The organism is Oryzihumus leptocrescens (genome assembly GCF_006716205.1).
GTDB classification, from domain to species: Bacteria; Actinomycetota; Actinomycetes; order Actinomycetales; family Dermatophilaceae; genus Oryzihumus; species Oryzihumus leptocrescens.
This window is the reverse complement of record NZ_VFOQ01000001.1, coordinates 3504665-3519577: the sequence shown is the minus strand read 5'-3', so window position 1 is coordinate 3519577 and position 14913 is coordinate 3504665. Positions and strand designations below refer to the sequence as shown.

The 14913-nt window shown below is 69.7% G+C and carries 16 protein-coding genes and 1 tRNA gene; 9 read left to right on the top strand and 8 right to left on the bottom strand.

Annotated features, from left to right (window positions below):
* Nucleotides 1-85: 85 nt before the first annotated feature.
* The 3 genes from FB474_RS16680 (at nt 86) to FB474_RS16670 (ending at nt 3087) form a co-directional block, all read left to right on the top strand.
* Nucleotides 86-901 (top strand): COG4705 family protein, encoded by an 816-nt coding sequence (locus FB474_RS16680; RefSeq protein ID WP_246092235.1) that lies wholly within the window; start codon nt 86-88, stop codon nt 899-901.
* A gap of 123 nt (nt 902-1024) precedes the next feature.
* Nucleotides 1025-1696 carry a response regulator transcription factor gene (locus tag FB474_RS16675; protein WP_141789666.1) on the top strand — a complete coding sequence of 224 codons (672 nt, stop codon included), beginning with the start codon at nt 1025-1027 and terminating at the stop codon, nt 1694-1696.
* The gene (locus FB474_RS16670) at nt 1693-3087 is read left to right on the top strand and encodes a sensor histidine kinase (protein WP_221632561.1); all 1395 of its coding nucleotides are present in this window, start codon (nt 1693-1695) and stop codon (nt 3085-3087) included. The genes FB474_RS16675 and FB474_RS16670 overlap by 4 nt, the downstream gene beginning before the upstream one ends.
* Here the strand turns inward: FB474_RS16670 and FB474_RS16665 are convergent.
* Nucleotides 3048-3728: an ATP-binding protein gene (locus FB474_RS16665; protein ID WP_141789664.1), complete on the bottom strand. Its 681-nt coding sequence runs from the start codon at nt 3726-3728 to the stop codon at nt 3048-3050. The genes FB474_RS16670 and FB474_RS16665 overlap by 40 nt on opposite strands.
* 126 nt (nt 3729-3854) lie before the next feature.
* On the opposite strand from FB474_RS16665, the gene FB474_RS16660 reads away from it, so the two are divergent.
* Complete coding sequence (locus FB474_RS16660) at nt 3855-4550, top strand: class I SAM-dependent methyltransferase (protein WP_185746206.1); 696 nt, start codon at nt 3855-3857, stop codon at nt 4548-4550.
* Between the two features lie 246 nt (nt 4551-4796).
* On the opposite strand, the gene FB474_RS16655 is transcribed toward FB474_RS16660, so the two are convergent.
* The gene (locus FB474_RS16655; protein ID WP_246092234.1) at nt 4797-5441 is read right to left on the bottom strand and encodes a phosphotransferase; all 645 of its coding nucleotides are present in this window, start codon (nt 5439-5441) and stop codon (nt 4797-4799) included.
* A 124-nt stretch (nt 5442-5565) separates the two neighbouring features.
* Nucleotides 5566-6486 carry an aminoglycoside phosphotransferase family protein gene (locus tag FB474_RS16650; RefSeq protein ID WP_141789662.1) on the bottom strand — a complete coding sequence of 307 codons (921 nt, stop codon included), beginning with the start codon at nt 6484-6486 and terminating at the stop codon, nt 5566-5568.
* Nucleotides 6487-6700: 214 nt separating this feature from the next.
* On the opposite strand from FB474_RS16650, the gene FB474_RS16645 reads away from it, so the two are divergent.
* Both FB474_RS16645 and FB474_RS21530 read left to right on the top strand, forming a co-directional pair.
* Nucleotides 6701-7237: a GNAT family N-acetyltransferase gene (locus FB474_RS16645; RefSeq protein WP_141789661.1), complete on the top strand. Its 537-nt coding sequence runs from the start codon at nt 6701-6703 to the stop codon at nt 7235-7237.
* A 130-nt stretch (nt 7238-7367) separates the two neighbouring features.
* Nucleotides 7368-8129, top strand: coding sequence for a GNAT family N-acetyltransferase (locus FB474_RS21530; protein WP_425465318.1), 762 nt, complete (start codon nt 7368-7370; stop codon nt 8127-8129).
* Here FB474_RS21530 and FB474_RS16635 read toward each other — a convergent pair.
* Nucleotides 8049-8330, bottom strand: coding sequence for an HAD family hydrolase (locus FB474_RS16635; RefSeq protein WP_342778136.1), 282 nt, complete (start codon nt 8328-8330; stop codon nt 8049-8051). The two genes, FB474_RS21530 and FB474_RS16635, sit on opposite strands and share 81 nt — an antisense overlap.
* 804 nt (nt 8331-9134) lie before the next feature.
* Between FB474_RS16635 and FB474_RS16630 the strand changes: the two genes are divergently transcribed.
* Nucleotides 9135-9422 carry a hypothetical protein gene (locus FB474_RS16630; RefSeq protein ID WP_141789658.1) on the top strand — a complete coding sequence of 96 codons (288 nt, stop codon included), beginning with the start codon at nt 9135-9137 and terminating at the stop codon, nt 9420-9422.
* Between the two features lie 313 nt (nt 9423-9735).
* Entirely contained in the window at nt 9736-10062 is a 327-nt protein-coding gene (locus FB474_RS16625; RefSeq protein ID WP_141789657.1) for a hypothetical protein, read from the top strand.
* Between the two features lie 551 nt (nt 10063-10613).
* On the opposite strand, the gene FB474_RS16620 is transcribed toward FB474_RS16625, so the two are convergent.
* From FB474_RS16620 to FB474_RS16610, 3 genes are all read right to left on the bottom strand, one after another.
* Nucleotides 10614-10686: transfer RNA gene (locus FB474_RS16620), tRNA-Lys, on the bottom strand.
* A gap of 694 nt (nt 10687-11380) precedes the next feature.
* Entirely contained in the window at nt 11381-12064 is a 684-nt protein-coding gene (locus tag FB474_RS16615) for a DUF1345 domain-containing protein (protein ID WP_141789656.1), read from the bottom strand.
* A 188-nt stretch (nt 12065-12252) separates the two neighbouring features.
* Nucleotides 12253-12651 (bottom strand): YtxH domain-containing protein, encoded by a 399-nt coding sequence (locus FB474_RS16610; protein ID WP_141789655.1) that lies wholly within the window; start codon nt 12649-12651, stop codon nt 12253-12255.
* A 426-nt stretch (nt 12652-13077) separates the two neighbouring features.
* On the opposite strand from FB474_RS16610, the gene FB474_RS16605 reads away from it, so the two are divergent.
* Nucleotides 13078-13989, top strand: coding sequence for a diacylglycerol/lipid kinase family protein (locus FB474_RS16605; RefSeq protein ID WP_141789654.1), 912 nt, complete (start codon nt 13078-13080; stop codon nt 13987-13989).
* Nucleotides 13990-14311: 322 nt separating this feature from the next.
* Here the strand turns inward: FB474_RS16605 and FB474_RS21525 are convergent, their stop codons facing one another.
* On the bottom strand, nt 14312-14680 hold the full coding sequence (locus FB474_RS21525) for a J domain-containing protein (RefSeq protein ID WP_185746205.1): 369 nt from the start codon (nt 14678-14680) through the stop codon (nt 14312-14314).
* Nucleotides 14681-14913 lie beyond the last annotated feature (233 nt).

The window sequence follows — 14913 nt, the reverse complement described above, 5'->3', positions numbered from 1 at the left end:
GGGTCTCGGTCCGCCGGTTCAGCGGCCGACGGCCGCGCGCCGTTCGTTCAGGTCTTTGTCAGATCCGTCATGTCAGGGTCGACGCATGACCACCCAGACGCAGGAACCGACCGCCCCGTCGAGGGCGCGGCAGATGCTCAACAAGGTCCCGGAGGTCACGGCCTACTTCTGGCTGATCAAGGTCATGGCAACCACCATCGGCGAGACGGCCGCGGACTACCTCAACGACAACCTGGGGCTGGGCCTGACCGTCACCACCGGCGTGATGTCGGTCCTGCTGGTGATCGCTCTGGTCGCCCAGTTCCGTTGCCGCCGTTACGTTCCGGCCGTCTACTGGGTCACGGTGGTGCTGATCAGCGTCGTCGGGACCCTGATCACCGACAACCTGACCGACAACCTCGGGGTGTCGCTGTGGGTGACCACCACGGTGTTCGCCGTCGCCCTGGTGGCCGTCTTCGCGCTCTGGCACCGCCAGGAGCGGACGCTGTCGATCCACTCGATCGTCACCACACGGCGTGAGGCCTTCTACTGGCTCGCCATCCTGGTCACCTTCGCCCTGGGCACCGCCGCGGGGGACCTCACGGCCGAACAGCTCAACCTCGGCTACGCCCCTTCGGTCGGCCTGTTCGCGGCGGCGATCGCGGTCGTCGCCCTGGCCCACTACCGGTTCGGCCTCAGCGCCGTCACCGCCTTCTGGGTCGCCTATGTCCTGACCCGTCCGCTCGGCGCTTCCATGGGTGACCTGCTCTCGCAGGCACGAGCCGACGGCGGACTCGGACTCGGCACGTTCGTGACCAGCGGCGTGTTCCTGGCCGCGATCCTGGGGCTGGTCACCTACCTGACCGTGACCCGGAGGGATGCGACCGAGGCCCGTCGACCCGGGGCCGTCGAGGCCCCCTGAGACGGTGGCCGCGGGCGGCCCGGCGAGGAGGACGCCGGTCGCTCGCGACCACGCCCACGGGCCGGGCGACGCCGGCTGCACGAAAGAGGACGGCGGACAGGAACAGCGGTGATACTCGCTCGCATGGAAGCCTGCCGGGTGCTGCTCGTCGAGGACGACGACTCCCTGCGCCACACCGTGGCCCGCGCCCTGCGCCGCCACCACTTCCGCGTGACCACGGCGCGGGACGGGCGGTCGGCGCTGGCGCAGCTGGAGGACGAAGGAGCCGACCTCATCGTCCTCGACATCGGCCTGCCCGACGCCGACGGACGTGACGTCTGCCAGGCGCTGCGCGCCAAGGGCGACACCACGCCGGTGCTGTTCATGACCGCGCGGGGACAGGTCGCCGACGTGCTGTCCGGCTTCTCGGTGGGCGGTGACGACTACGTGTCCAAGCCGTTCGAGCTCGCCGAGCTCCTCGCCCGGGTGACCGCCCTGCTGCGGCGGGTCGAGTGGTCCCCACCCGTGGACCCGCTGGCCCAGACCCACCTGGACCCCAAGGCGCACACGCTCGTCTCGGCCACCGCGTCGGTCCCGCTCTCCCCGACGGAGTTCCGGATCCTCGCGGCACTGATGGGCGCGCCGGGCTCGGCGGTCCGCCGGCACCTCCTGTTCGCCGCGGCGTGGCCCGACGGCGCCAAGGTCAGCGACAACGCCCTGGACCAGTACATCGCCCGGCTGCGCCGCAAGCTGGCCGCGGCCGACCCCGACCGCCAGATCAAGACCATCCACGGCGTGGGCTACCGCTACTCATGAGGCGTCCGCGGAGCCTGCGTGCCGGGGTGTCGCTCGCGGCCACCCTGGCTCTGGCTGTGTGGGTGCTCCTGGCCACGGTGGCCCTCAACGTGGTGCTGGACCAGCGGGGCCAGGCGCAGGCCAACGCCGAGCTCCGTGACCGCGCCGACTCCGCCATGGCGACGGTGGGCGTCGATGCGTCCGGGCGGGTCACGGTCAGCGACCGCAGCGACGACGCCCTCCTGGACGCCGGGACGTGGGTCATCGCCGGCGGGCGCATCCTCGAGCGACCGACCGGGAGCGCCTCGCTTGAACCCAGCGTCGAGGCGGTCGCCGCGACACCGGGCCGGTTCCTGGACCTGCCGGGGGACAAGCCGTTGCGGCTGCACTCGGAGGCCGTGAGCATCGGCGGGCGGCAGGTTGCCACGGTGGTGACCTCGCTGTCCCTGGTGCCGTACCAGCAGTCTGCCGACGCAGTGCTGGTCGGCAGCGCGGTGCTGGCGGTCGTGATGGTCGGTGCGGCCTACCTCGTGGTCCGGGCCAGCGTCACCAGCGCCCTGCGCCCGGTGCAGGAGATGACCACCCAGGCGCAGGAGTGGGTCGACGTGGACGTCGACCGGCGTTTCGGCCCGGGCCCGCGACCCCGCGAGCTGGCCCTGCTCGCGGCCACGCTCGACGGGTGGCTGGCGCGGATGTCGGCGATGCTGCGCTACGAGAAGCAGCTCGTCGCCGAGATCTCGCACGAGCTGCGCACCCCGCTGTCCCGGATCCTCGTCGAGGCCGACCTCGCCGAGGAGGCCACGCTGTCCTCCGCGGCCGGGAGGGGGGAGTCCCTGGGGGCGGGGCGGTCCCTTGAGGCAGCGCAGTCCCTGGAGGCGGCGCAGTCCCTGGCCGCGATCGCCGAGAGCGCCCGCGAGATGGAGGCGATCCTGGGCACCCTGCTGGCGACCGCCCGGACCGAGTCCGGAGCGCTGGCCGGGCGCTGTGACGCCGGACAGGTGGTGGAAGGACTGGCACGCCGGGCGGGCGAAGGTGCCCGGGTCCGCGTGGTGGTCCAGCCGCCCCTGCCGACGGTGCCCGCAGCCGGGCTGGACGCCCTCGTCCTCGAGCGGGCCGTCGCGCCGGTGCTGGACAACGCGCTGCGCCACGCCGCGAGGGAGGTGCGCATCCGGGTCACGAACGACGACCGCGAGGTCTTCGTCGACGTCGCCGACGACGGCCCCGGGGTGCCGGACGCGGTGCGGGACCACGTCTTCGAGCCGGGGCGGCGCGCGGCCGTCGGCGACGACCACGGCGGGGCCGGGCTGGGCCTCGCCCTGGCGCGGCGGCTGACCACCGCGGCCGGCGGCACGATCAGCCTGCTGGATACCGGTCAGGGGGCCACGTTCCGCCTCGCGCTTCCGCGGGGCTGACGCTGGTCGATGACCTCGACGGCCAGGTGCGGCCGGCGCGCCAGTCGGCTCAGCTCCTCCAGCGTCGGGATGGGGCCGAAGCCCTCCCCGGGGAGGAAGTGGACGGTCGTGCCCGTGGTGGGTCGCGCGGCCACCGGCACCAGGCCGGTGACCGGTATGCCGTGCTCGTAGCGCTGCGTCCACGACCCGTTGCCTCGGTGGTTGGTGTGGACCAGCCACGTGCTCAGGGCGGCCACCACGGAGATTCCTCGCCGGGGGTGGCCATCGGGCAGCGTCTCCGCCGCCTCCGTCGCAGGCGAGTCGAAGAACCGCAGGTCCCGCGTCGCCATGACCGGCTTGCGCACCGGGGTGCCCCCGGCGTCCAGGCGGGTGTCGGTCCCTCGCCCGTTGTCGGCCACGCTCACCGACCCGTCGGCGTGCAGGGTGATCGTGCAGCGGCCGCCGGTCGAGGTGGTGGCTTCGTCGGCGGCGTGGTCGGCGGCTTCGTCCGCGGCGTAGGCGACGACCTCGAGGACCAGGTGCAGCACGCCGCCGGGTGCGTAGGCGGGCGGGTCCGCGCGGATCTGCGAGAGGTGTTCGGCGTCAACGGTTCTCGCCCAGTCATGGGTGGTGTTGCGCCAGGACGTCGTCGAGTCGGCCATCCGTGGATTCTTGCCTGTCGCGCGCGTCTCGTCCTGCGGGCGCGCCTGGGGGTCGGCACGGCATACCTGCGTGTTTGTCGGCTCGCTCTCGCCCTCCGGCCCAGCGGCGCGGCTAGGTTCGGGGGCATGAGTGAGGGGCGCTTGGGTGGGCAGGTGGACTACTACAGGGCGCGGGCCGGCGAGTACGACGACTTCTGGTTCAGGCGCGGTGCCTATGAGCTCGAGGGGCCACTCCAGGCGCAGTGGTTCGAGGACGCGGCTGAGGCCGAGGAGGCGGTGCGCCGGTGGGTCCCGGCTGGTGCGGTCCTGGAGCTCGCCTGTGGAACGGGTATCTGGACCCGGGTGCTGGTCCAGCGGGCCGCGCGCGTGACGGCCGTGGACGCCTCGCCGGAGATGATCGAGCTGAACCGGCACAGGGTCTCGGGGGCGCCGGTCGACTACGTGGTCGCCGACGTCTTCTCCTGGGCTCCGCCGAAGGCTGCGTTTGATGCGGTGTTCATGGGCTACTGGCACTCGCACGTTCCCGACGGTCGGCTGGACACGTTCTGGGCGTGGGTGCGGTCGGTCCTCCGGCCGGGTGGTCGGGTGATGCTGGTGGACAGCTCGCCCTATCCTCCGGGGACCCCGGGAGACCCGGCGGCGCGGGCGGAGGCGCGCACCCTGAACGATGGTCGCCGGTTCGAGGTGGTCAAGAGGTACTGGGACCCGGGGGACCTGCGCGCGTACCTGGCCGGCCGGGGGTGGCAGACCCGCGCCCGGACCACCGGGCACGGGATGGTGCTGCTCGCTGAGCTCGAGGCCCTTGACGGCGGCGGTGCCTGAGTGTCCACGGGTCGGATCCGAATGGCGTGACTCCGCTGCCGCCGAGCTTGCCGTGGCGATCTGCGTGGGCCCCCGACTGGTGTCCAGGTCCCAGGCGTAGCGTGGACGGTTGGCGCCCCCGCTCCCCGTGCGTACCCCCCTGCGCGCAGGTTGGGCGGGGGCGTCCTGCGTGTCGCGGGCGTCCTGGTGACCGGGACGGCGGCGGCCCCGGCGCGCAGCCGCGGTCAGCTGGCAGCCAGGACGCTCTCAAGCGTGGCGTAGCCCGCCGGTTCCCAGGTCGGCTTGCCCCCGGGCAGGCCGAGCCGGCCGTTCTGTCCGATGGCGATCAGGCTCAGGGCGCGCAGGACAGCCCAGCCGCGGGCCCGGCCAGGCAGGCGCAGCCAGGGCCGTCTCCCACACGTCGCGCGCAGCCTCGGCGTCCGCGTGGTCGGCAATGACGTCGAACCAGCCGTCGACCTGCAGTCCGGCCAGGGGGATGCCGCGCGAGGCGCTGGCCGGGGCGCCAGCCGGTGCCCGATGATGCAGCGTCCTCAGGAACCCTGCGAGGACCTCGGCCGCGTCGAGGCGCCTGATCGGCTCACGGTCGGCCGGTTCTCCCTCGACCCAGCGCGCGACCGTCCAGGTGTGCTCGAACAGCCTCGACGGCTTGCCGATGCGCACGGGGGTGGGCGTGGGCAGCGGCAGGAGCTCGGCCAATCCCGGCAGCCAGGTCTGCTCCGTGTGGAGGAGCGCCGGCGCCCGCTCGGTGCGCGGGAGGCGCACGGCCAGCTCCTCCCCGAGGCGCCACTGTTGGTTGTCCCAGCCTCCGCTGACGTCACGCAGTTCCAGGTCCGCGAGGTCCGGGTGCTGATCTCGCAGCAGCGCGCGCACCAGGTCCTGCTCGAACTTCAACTCATCCATTGATGACCCTCTGATCATTGGCATTGCGCAGGCACGGAACCGGTCGAACGTAGCGTGCGAACGACCCGGGTCGGCCGACGATGCGGATCAGTCAGGTAGTCACTCAACACGGGGCCTAGCGGGACAGGATGGCAGCGGTATCCAGGAAGGTCGCTGACTCGTCGCCGTAGCCGTGCCACCGCAGGTACAGCGCGGTCGTGACGCGCTCGACGAAAGCCCAGCGCCACACACGCTGGGGATCGGCGTCGGCGAGCTCGGCCAGGCGGCGGCACTCCTTGCGTAGCAGCGTGACTCCCGAGCCAGACTCGGACTCCTCTGCTGCCACGATCTCCCCGCACGCATCCCGCAGGACGACCCCCAGGTCGTAAGCGCGCTCACCGACGAACCCGTCCGGGTCGATCAACGCCCAGCCCTGCCCGTTACGCAGCACGTTGCCGGCGTGAGGGTCACCGTGACAGACGACCTCCGGCCGCTCGGACGCCGCCAACTCCTTTGCGTACCGGGTGGCCTGGGCGAGGACGTCCGGGTGCCGGTGCCCGTAGCGCGGCCCCAGGTCGGCCAGGATCGCCAACAGCCCGGAGGCTTTGCCCGTGAACGGGCTGCCACATTCGAGGCTCACGCGCCAGGCGCCCTGAAGCAACGGCAATGTCAGCTCTGCCTGCTGGGCGACCGTCGACGCCTCCGCCCAAAGTGCATGGCCGAGCCGCTCCGTGAGCAGGGCGCCGCGGTTGGCGTCCCACGCCAGAACTCGGGCATAGCCGTGACCGTCTGCAGCACCCATGACGCGCGCGGCGGTGTCCAGGCGGCCCGGTTCGGCGATCTTCAGGACGCCCGCATTGCCGTCCTCTCTTGTCACCGCCAAGGCGAGGGTGCCAGCGCCGCCGTCCAGCCATCGCTCGGCCGTCAACCCCCATTCACGGCACACCGCTCGTACCGAGGTGACGAAGTGCTGCGTGGATGCCCGGACGTCCCGGTCGGAGATGGCAAGCCGGCGCTCGGCCTCCGCAATCGCGTCCTCGATCGCGTCCGGGTTCACCCCGGAAGGCTACAGAGCAGCATCCTGACGGACGCTCCCTTTCGAACCGCCGCAGGCCGTGGCCGCCTTCCTCTGCGTCGGTCGCATGCTCCTGACGGTTGCCGTGATGTCGGCGCCTGCGGGTTTGCTCTGGCTTCTGGCTGGCCGGCTGCGCGGGTCTGAGCGCCCCTCTTCGTGGTCAGGCCGCCGGGCTCCCGGCTTGTAGGTTGCCGTCATGGACCGATCCGAGGCGATCGAGGTCGTTGGGGTGGCCACGCCGCTGCCTGCGCTGGCTCGACTGTTCGACGAGTATCGAGAGCATTACGGTGCGAGGCCTGACCTCGCCGGTTCCCAGGCGTGGCTGCGGCGGCACCTTGAGTCTGGCGCCCTGCGGGCGTTTCTCGCGAACCGAGGCGATGAGGCCGCCGGGCTCGCCCTGGTCGCACCGATCCCGGCGTCACAGCGCCTTGGCCATTTCTGGCAGTTGCGAGACCTGTTCGTCGCTCCTCGCCACCGTCGCCTCGGTGTCGGCGAGGCTTTGCTCCGCGCCGTGCACGACGCCGCCCTTGCAGATGGTGCGGCTCGCCTGTCTCTGGTCACCGAGTCAGACAACGCAGCTGCGCTGGCGCTGTACGCCAAGGCGGGCTACGAACCCGTGACCGGCTACGTCTCGATGTCATGGTCGACCCGCCCTGAGCCGAGTGGGTCCACGGTCGCGGGCGAGGACGGCGCGCCAGAGGCGCGCTCCGTCGGGTCAGGTGAGACACGTTGAGCGCATGGATCTGCCGATGCCGGGGCGGTTGGGTCGCGCCGTGATGGCCGGATGATTGCGCGCATTGGAAGAGGGCTGCTTGGATCCCGAGGTGATCGAGCGGCATCCCGTTGAAGCCAACGTGTGGGCGATGCACCGTGACTTCGCTCGTAATCCAACGACAGTGGTCAACGACGACGCCGACCTGCTGTGGTTCAACACCGCGGGATCAAATTCGTGGCTCAATGGCGCCTCGTGGTGCGCCCTCGGCCAGGACGTTGACGCGCGCATTGCATCTGTCGGCCATGCGGCTCAGCAGGTGGGGACAAAGGCTCAGTGGACCACTTCGCCGAGTTGCGGCCCAGGCGACCTTGAACGGCATCTGGACGCAGCGGGATGGCGCCCGGAGGTTGTGCCCGCGATGGCTGTGGCAGTGGACACCCGGTTCCCCTCACAGCCGGCAGAGCTGGCGATTCAGAAGGTTGTGAAGCAGTCCGAGGTGCGCGAATGGACTGACCTGTTCGATGCGTCGTTCGGGATAGAACCTCGGGGGGACAAACACCCTTGGCTCGAGCCCTGGCGCCACCTCGCACTTGGTGCGGAATCACCGTGCCGCCTGTTCCTGGGCCGACTCGACGGCGTCCCTGTGTCCTGCTCGATGGCGTTTGTCCACCAAGACTCAGTGGGCTTGTACGGAGTCGGCACCCCTCCACCCCATCGCGGCAACGGGTACGCATCAGCGCTCACCGTGGCGGGCATCAGGTGGGGTGCATCCAGGGGAGCATCAGTCGCGGTGCTGCACGCCAGTCCCTTGGGTGCACCCGTCTATCAGTCACTGGGCTTCAGGGTCGTCCTCGACATGATCGCTTGGAGTCTGCCGCTCGGAGATCAGCGAGAAGCAACAACCACGTAGGCCAAGTCTCAGCGCCACCCTCGAGTCGCCGATGAACACGACATCACGGGCCGTGGCGTCCATCAGGTCCATGGCGCCAAGCAGCGGCGCGGGGGTGGGGCAGGGGCGCTCGGTCAGTTGGCGCACGAACACGCCACTCGCCGTGCGGGAAACGACAAGGCTCTCGTCACGCAGGAGACGGACCACCTGCTGAATGGTCATGCGCGCCACTCCAACACGCGCGCCGAGATGACCAAGGCGGCCGAGCGTGTCGGCTTCGGTTGGGTGACCTCGCATGACTGGCGCAAGACACCCTGCATGTTTGTGGGCCCCGTGGGGATCGAACCCACAACCCGCGGAAAACGCGTTGGCCCTGCGGGAGACGGCTTGAGCGGCCCGATTCCGTGCTCATCGAGCCCTCTCCGGTGGTGGGTATTCGGCGGTCGGAGGGTCGCGATGTCTCTTCTAGCGTCTCTTCTTCGGAAGGGTTTAACGGCTTGGGCTGATTCCCCGCGAGGGGACGTTTTCGGCGTTACGCTCTGGCCGTTTGCTGGCTTGGGGGGGACGAGGTGGCTGGAATGGGCTTTCCGCGCTGGGTGCGCTGGGTGGGGCGAACTGCCGCCCCTGGCCTTAGCCGAGTTGGTGTTATTCGGAGTGCCAGTGCTCATCGATCCGCTGAACCGGTTTCGCTGGGTCGACCCGATCCGGTTGGCGGTGCTGTGGCTGTCGTTGGCGTTGGTGCGCACAGGGGTCGCTCTGTGGTGGCGTCGTCGGAGGGAGGGCCATGCGCCCGGTGTGTAGCCGTCCGATGCTTTCTGGGAATGACTGTGGAAGGGGTGCCGTGTCGGGTCGGGCTTCGCCTGGGCCGTTCTGCTCTTGCTCCTGGCGTTCCTTGGGCTCATCGTCCTATCGATCGTGGTCGCACTGGGAACCGTCGGCGTGATCGTCGTGCGTGCCCTCATCCGAAACCTTGCCCAGCGGCGGGGTCCGTCCGGGACTTGATCTCCGCTGACCTGGGAGGCCCTGATGCCGTATCTGCTTGTGCTCTTTCCGATCGTGATGCTGGGTCTGTGGTGCTGGAAGCTTCAGTACGACCTGGGAGTGGCACGGCGGGCCTTGGCTCGTGTGGCCGTCCGGACAGGCTTGAACCAGGACGGGTTCGACCCGGAGCGGGAACGAGCCGCCAATCCCGAGGTGGTGCAGCTGCTGGAGGCCGGCAAGCGGGAGCAGGCGATTGCCTTGTACGTGCGTCGGCATCCCGGCCCGGTCGCCGAAGCCAAGGCCGCGGTCGACGCTATGACGGGCCGGCCGTAGGGGCCGCTTGTGGTGACCATGCGGGTCTGCGCATTGACCGTGACTTTCGTGGCTGGGTGTTGGCCCGCTGCGATGCGGGTACGGAGGCCGGGTCGGCGGGGTTGAGCAGCCAGCCCCGTCGGCTGGTGCAGCTGGTACTTCGACTAGCCGGCCACCTGCGCCCTTCCTCGTCGCCAGCGCAGTAGAAGCCGGTGGTTGCCGTTGGCGAGGGGTCCTTCGTGGGGTGATGGTGTGCGGCCTTCCGGATTTTGGCGCCTTTGGGCTGCGGCGGTGCCATGCTGCAGGTGTTTGGGGTTATCAGGGGGAGGCATTGATGGGTGCGGGGGCGAAAATGGTGGGGACTCGATCGATCTCGATCAAGCGATGGGCCGGTTTGGGTGGCGTTGTGGCGGCCGCGGTGATTGCCGTGTCGTTGCATTTGAGCCTGGGCTCGGTGACGGGCACGGTGATCGGTAAGGAGATGGCCGGGCCGAACTGCAAGACGGGCGACGTGGGTGGGTTGGCTGGCCACCAGGGGGCCACGTGCAGAGGCACGACCTACACGCTTCACGTGCGCGACCGCGCTGGCCGAGACAACCCGGTCGAAGTGGACCAGCGGACGTACGAGGCCACGAAGGTTGGGGTCGTCTATCGAGGGTGAGTTCGTGTGTGGGGTCTCTGGTGCCGGGGCGGCGAGCCTGCGCCGGCTGGAGATGCAGGAGCGGGAGGCGGGGCATTCCGAGTGGATTGGGTGCCCCGCCTCATTGTTGTGTCGGGCCGGGTAGCCCGTGAGCGCGTAGCGGTGGGGTGCGCGAGGACGGCGCGAAGCGCCGCCCGCAGCGCGGGGTCCCACCGGCGAAGCGCGGAGGGCGTGGCTGGGCCGGGTGCGCGGCGGAGCCGCGCCTTGAGCCAGTACGGAAAGTCGTAACCGATTCGCATGCGGCGCACGTGTCCTCCGGCGGCTGATATGCGACACATCTCCGCCAGTTGATGTGCGACACCTAGAACGCACGGAACTGCCGATGACAGCGCGTTGCGTCGGTTCACCATTCGGTAGCGGCCGCCCTGGACACCTTCGACCCGGACCGGGTTCTGTTCATCGCACCGGTCGAGGAGGACGGGCAGTGAGCGCGTACGTCTCTTCCCACGTCTCTTCCGCGACGCTCCTGCGGGCGATTCTTGGGTCGCTCGTGGCGTTGGCCTGCAAGTTTGTGGGCCCCGTGGGGATCGAACCCACAACCCGCGGATTAAAAGTCCGCTGCTCTGCCAATTGAGCTAGAGGCCCGGGGGGTCCGGACATTAATTGGGAGAACCCTCGGGACAACACCCGTGTAGTTCACGCCGGCCCGGACCCACCCGCGGCGGCCAGTATGCCGCAGTGGCTGGTGCTCCTTCACCGACCCTGCCCGTTGGAGTGCCCGGCGCAAGAGTTCCGCGTGCAACGCGGTCGGCGCGGTCCTGACCCTGGCCGGGCTCGCCCAGGAGGCGGACGTGCGCCCCGCCTCGCTGCGGAACTGGGCCGGGCGGCGCCTGTACGACGCCGGAATGCCTCAGGCCGTCGGAAACCGTGGCCTCTGGGAGGTGGTCACCCAGACCTCCCGGTATGTTCTCAACCTCGACTCTGGCACCGCACAACGGATCCCCGGTGAGGGCCTCGGCAGGACGGCCGGTGATTGGGGCCCACGATCGCCTCCACGCGGGGTCTCGCACGGTGTGGTGTACCCACGTACCTGTACCGCGATGGAGGACCGGTCGGGCTGAACCTCGGGCGGGACAGGGTGCAGCGCGGGGGCTGCCAGACCACCCTGGGTGTGCCGCCACCGGGCGGGACCGGGAACAGGGCGCTGGAGCAGTCGGCACTCGTGGAGGTCCACGCGATCTCGCCCGTCCGAGAGACGGTCACGGACCGGAACTCGCTGTTGAGGTCGTTGGTCGAGGCAGTTGTTCCTCCCGGCACGGTGACCGAGCGGGGGCAGCGCTTAACGGATGAGCCCTGAGATGAGGTTGACCGCGCCGGCCACGATGACGACGCCGAACAGGTATGACAGGAAGGCGTGGGACAGTGCGGTGCGCCGGATCCGGGTGTGGCGCAGGGTGGTGTCGGACACCTGGTAGCACATGCCGATGGTGAAGGCGACGTAGGCGAAGTCGCGGTAACCGGGCCTTTCCTGCTCGCCCATGTCGCCGAAGCCGATGCCCGGGACTGTCGTCGCGAAGTGCAGGTGGGCGTAGCGCAGGGTGAAGACGGTGTTGGCCACGGTCCACGAAAGCATGACGGTCAGGATGGCCAAGCCAATCAGGATCACCTGTGGGGCGCCGCGCTCTCGCCCCGCCAGGTGGATCGCGAGCCCAACCCCGAGCAGGCTGGCGAGGGTGGCACCGACCAACAGCACGGCGGAGGAGGCTCGTGTGGGGTCCTCGCGGGTGGCCAGCCACTTTGCGCGTGCCCCCTCCGCTCGGCCGATGATCGGCCATGTGGTCATCAGGAACGTGAAGGCCGCGGCGTCCCAGCCGCCGACCATCGCCAGGGTCCACGGTATGAAGAGCAGCAGAACGACGGCGACGACGAGCCCAAAGACGGCGACGGTGACGGCCCGCCGCAGTTCCAGGGCGTGCCAGCCCAACCATCGGTGGTAGAGGGTGTTCGCCGGCATCTCGTTCATCGTCGGAGTGTGCCGATTGCCAGCGGGTGTGTCACGGTCCGGCCCAGCAGCAGGGGCTAGGCACGATTGTGTCTCGCGGGTCTTCGACTAGGGCCAAACGCGACGATCCGAACCTCTAATGCGCGGTCTCCGGGCTGAGTGCCAAGATCCCGGTCCGGTCGCCGAGCATGCGACCGTGCCCGGGGCGGTCATTGGGCGACGGCGAGCTCGTTCGCCTTGTCTCGGAGCAGAAGCGCGTCGAGCGCGGCGTACTCCGCCTCCTCGATGGCGGCGATGGCGATGCTGATCGCGGTCTCGGCGTCAGCCTCGGCTACGTCAGCCTGGATGGCCGCACGCTTGGCGTCGTGCTCTTCGCGCTTCGCCTCGAGGTGGGACCGCACCTGCTGTGCTTGCTCGTCCCATTGATGCTGCAGGTCGCGCCACCAAGCGGAAACTTCGACCTTCGTCTGGTCGGCCTGGGAGCGCATGTGCCGGCTCCGCTGTTCGGCCGACTCCCGCGCTTTGGAGATCGCCAGCTCCAACTTGGCGCGCTGTTCACTCTGGGCGGCCTTGAACTGATCCTCAGCATCCTTCGCTTGAACGGACATGGTTGTAAGGGCATCTGAGAGAGCCATCTCCGCACTCCTGTCTAACGAGGTCAAACCACGGCCGTGGCCTTCGACCCACTCACGCTAAGAAGGCAGCCGATGGTGCTCACAGGGACGAACGTCCCCGCCGGACGGGTCTAGTTGCTGGGGCCGGAGCGGATCCCCGACATTCGTGGACGACAGCGCCCCGCCGACGGTGGTTAACTGCCAAGAGAGTCTGTGTGCTGGCCGTCGCTCGCGGCCGAGACCAGCTCGTCACAGCGTGTCGGCGTCGACGTGCCGCCAGAGAGGCACTCGGATGTCCAATGGAGCCGCCATGGCAATCGCGAACGGCCGAACCGGCCTCCCCCTGCGGCACTACGTCGGTCCTTCGCTGAGAGATGCGAGCAAGTGCTGGTCGCTGGGGGCGCCCACCCTACGTCTGCGATGAGCCTGCCCACGCCTGGGCCGGGGCCGACCTGGCATCGGTGGCAGCGCGTCGACCCGCCGCTGCATCCGGTGCTGTTCGTCAACCCGCGATCTGGCAACGGTTTGGCGGTTCGCGCCGGGGTCGAGGACCGCGCGCGCAGCCGCGGGATCAACGTCGTCACACTGGCCCCCGGCCAATCCTTGACGACGCTGGTCGACGCGGCAGTGAAAAGTGGCGCGGACGCGTTGGGCATGGCGGGAGGCGACGGGTCCCTCGCGGTGGTGGCCGCCGCAGCTGCGGCCCACGGGCTGCCCTTCATCTGCGTACCGGCAGGAACTCGAAACCACTTTGCGGCGGACCTGGGAGTGGATCGGAAGGACGTGCCCGGTGCACTGGATGCGTACATCGAGGGAGTAGAACGGCGCATCGACGTGGGCGAGGTGAACGGTCGAACTTTCCTCAACAACGTCTCGCTCGGCATCTACGGTGAGGCCGTGCGGCAGGCGGCTTATCGCGATGCCAAAGTGCGCACGATCCTCGAGACGGCGCAGAGGGTGCTCGGCCCGAGCCGGCGGGTGCCTGCGCTGCACCTCGTCGACGATGCGGGGCGTGAGCATGCCCGACTGGCTCTGGTACTTGTTTCGAACAACCCCTACGCGCTGGAACGCCCTCCCGCTCGTGGCACCCGCGCCTCGCTCGACGGCGGCCAGCTGGGCGTGCTCATCATCGATACACCGGACGACGGTCCGCATCCACCGGGGCGGGCCTGGAGCACGCCCCACATGGACGTCAGCGCCCCGAGCCTGGTGCCCGCCGGCATAGACGGGGAGGCGGTGGACCTGAAGCCGCCGCTGCATTTTGGCATTCGGCCCATGGCCCTGCGCGTACGCATCCCGGCCCGGCGCGCTCGCACGGGCCACAGGCGCTGATCCTCACCTCATTCATGGACGGCAGGGTGGAGCGACCCCGGTTTGGTGCGGGGAAAGAGTGGCGAGGAGTACGAGCCGGGAACACGCGGGGCTTGGGCTCATGAAGCCCTTCGGGAATGGGGCGCCGGGGTCGGTGGTGAGGTCGAGGCGGTCCAGCGAGGGTCCCGCTTCTCATTGATACGACGGCAGGCCCGGCAATCAGTTGTTTCAGCCGGGACGCCCAAGTCCGCGGTCGTTAACTGAGTGACACGAGTTGCATGCGGGGTAGGCACTGCAACGGAGGGTCGCCCATGTGGCGCTCAGGAGGATTCCAGGTCCGTGTCTATCCGCTGCGGCGGTGCCAGCGCACAGGGCCAGCCTGGATCGGCGGTTGGTCGGGTGCGCCAGATGACGAGCGCATCCCAGGGCCGCCCCAGCGCCCCGGGTCACCCCAGGGCGCAGCCCTGGGGTGTTGCGCGCTGGTCCGGTGGTCGTACTCGGCCCGGCTGGCCGGGTCGCCCAGGATCGCGTAGGCGGCGATCGCCCTTTCGAGCGTGGTGTTTGAGGCTGCCCCGAGGGTCGGGTCACCTGACGGGCGCGTATCGGGATGGTTCTGGCGCATCAATGTGGGGTAGGCGCGCCGGATCTGCTCCTCGGTCGCGTTCCGGGCCACCCCCAGGATGGTGTACGGGTCGCTGCCGTTGAGCCTCATGTCACCCTCCAGGGTCATCGTCCGGGTGGGGTCCCGCCGCCGCGGCGGGCGGGGGAACAGCGCCGGGGTGTGGTTGGGGCGGGTGCTGGTGGTTGGCCTCGCCTGGGCCGCGAACGGTACGCCGTCAAGGCGTGGGCGTCGCGCAACGTGCGTCGGGCGCGGTGCATCGAACAGCGGCCCAGGCGAGAGTCCCGCGAGCATGCCGTGTCGGGCGATCACCTACCTTCGTGCGG

Bases quoted from the DNA above. Each gene is read 5' to 3' on its own strand.
- FB474_RS16680 (WP_246092235.1), top strand. From the start codon at position 86: ATGACCACCCAGACGCAGGAACCGACCGCCCCGTCGAGGGCGCGGCAG.
- FB474_RS16675 (WP_141789666.1), top strand. From the start codon at position 1,025: ATGGAAGCCTGCCGGGTGCTGCTCGTCGAGGACGACGACTCCCTGCGC.
- FB474_RS16670 (WP_221632561.1), top strand. From the start codon at position 1,693: ATGAGGCGTCCGCGGAGCCTGCGTGCCGGGGTGTCGCTCGCGGCCACC.
- FB474_RS16665 (WP_141789664.1), bottom strand. From the start codon at position 3,728: ATGGCCGACTCGACGACGTCCTGGCGCAACACCACCCATGACTGGGCG.
- FB474_RS16660 (WP_185746206.1), top strand. From the start codon at position 3,855: ATGAGTGAGGGGCGCTTGGGTGGGCAGGTGGACTACTACAGGGCGCGG.
- FB474_RS16645 (WP_141789661.1), top strand. From the start codon at position 6,701: ATGGACCGATCCGAGGCGATCGAGGTCGTTGGGGTGGCCACGCCGCTG.
- FB474_RS21530 (WP_425465318.1), top strand. From the start codon at position 7,368: ATGCACCGTGACTTCGCTCGTAATCCAACGACAGTGGTCAACGACGAC.
- FB474_RS16635 (WP_342778136.1), bottom strand. From the start codon at position 8,330: ATGACCATTCAGCAGGTGGTCCGTCTCCTGCGTGACGAGAGCCTTGTC.
- FB474_RS16630 (WP_141789658.1), top strand. From the start codon at position 9,135: ATGCCGTATCTGCTTGTGCTCTTTCCGATCGTGATGCTGGGTCTGTGG.
- FB474_RS16625 (WP_141789657.1), top strand. From the start codon at position 9,736: ATGGGTGCGGGGGCGAAAATGGTGGGGACTCGATCGATCTCGATCAAG.
- FB474_RS16615 (WP_141789656.1), bottom strand. From the start codon at position 12,064: ATGAACGAGATGCCGGCGAACACCCTCTACCACCGATGGTTGGGCTGG.
- FB474_RS16610 (WP_141789655.1), bottom strand. From the start codon at position 12,651: ATGTCCGTTCAAGCGAAGGATGCTGAGGATCAGTTCAAGGCCGCCCAG.
- FB474_RS16605 (WP_141789654.1), top strand. From the start codon at position 13,078: ATGAGCCTGCCCACGCCTGGGCCGGGGCCGACCTGGCATCGGTGGCAG.
- FB474_RS21525 (WP_185746205.1), bottom strand. From the start codon at position 14,680: ATGAGGCTCAACGGCAGCGACCCGTACACCATCCTGGGGGTGGCCCGG.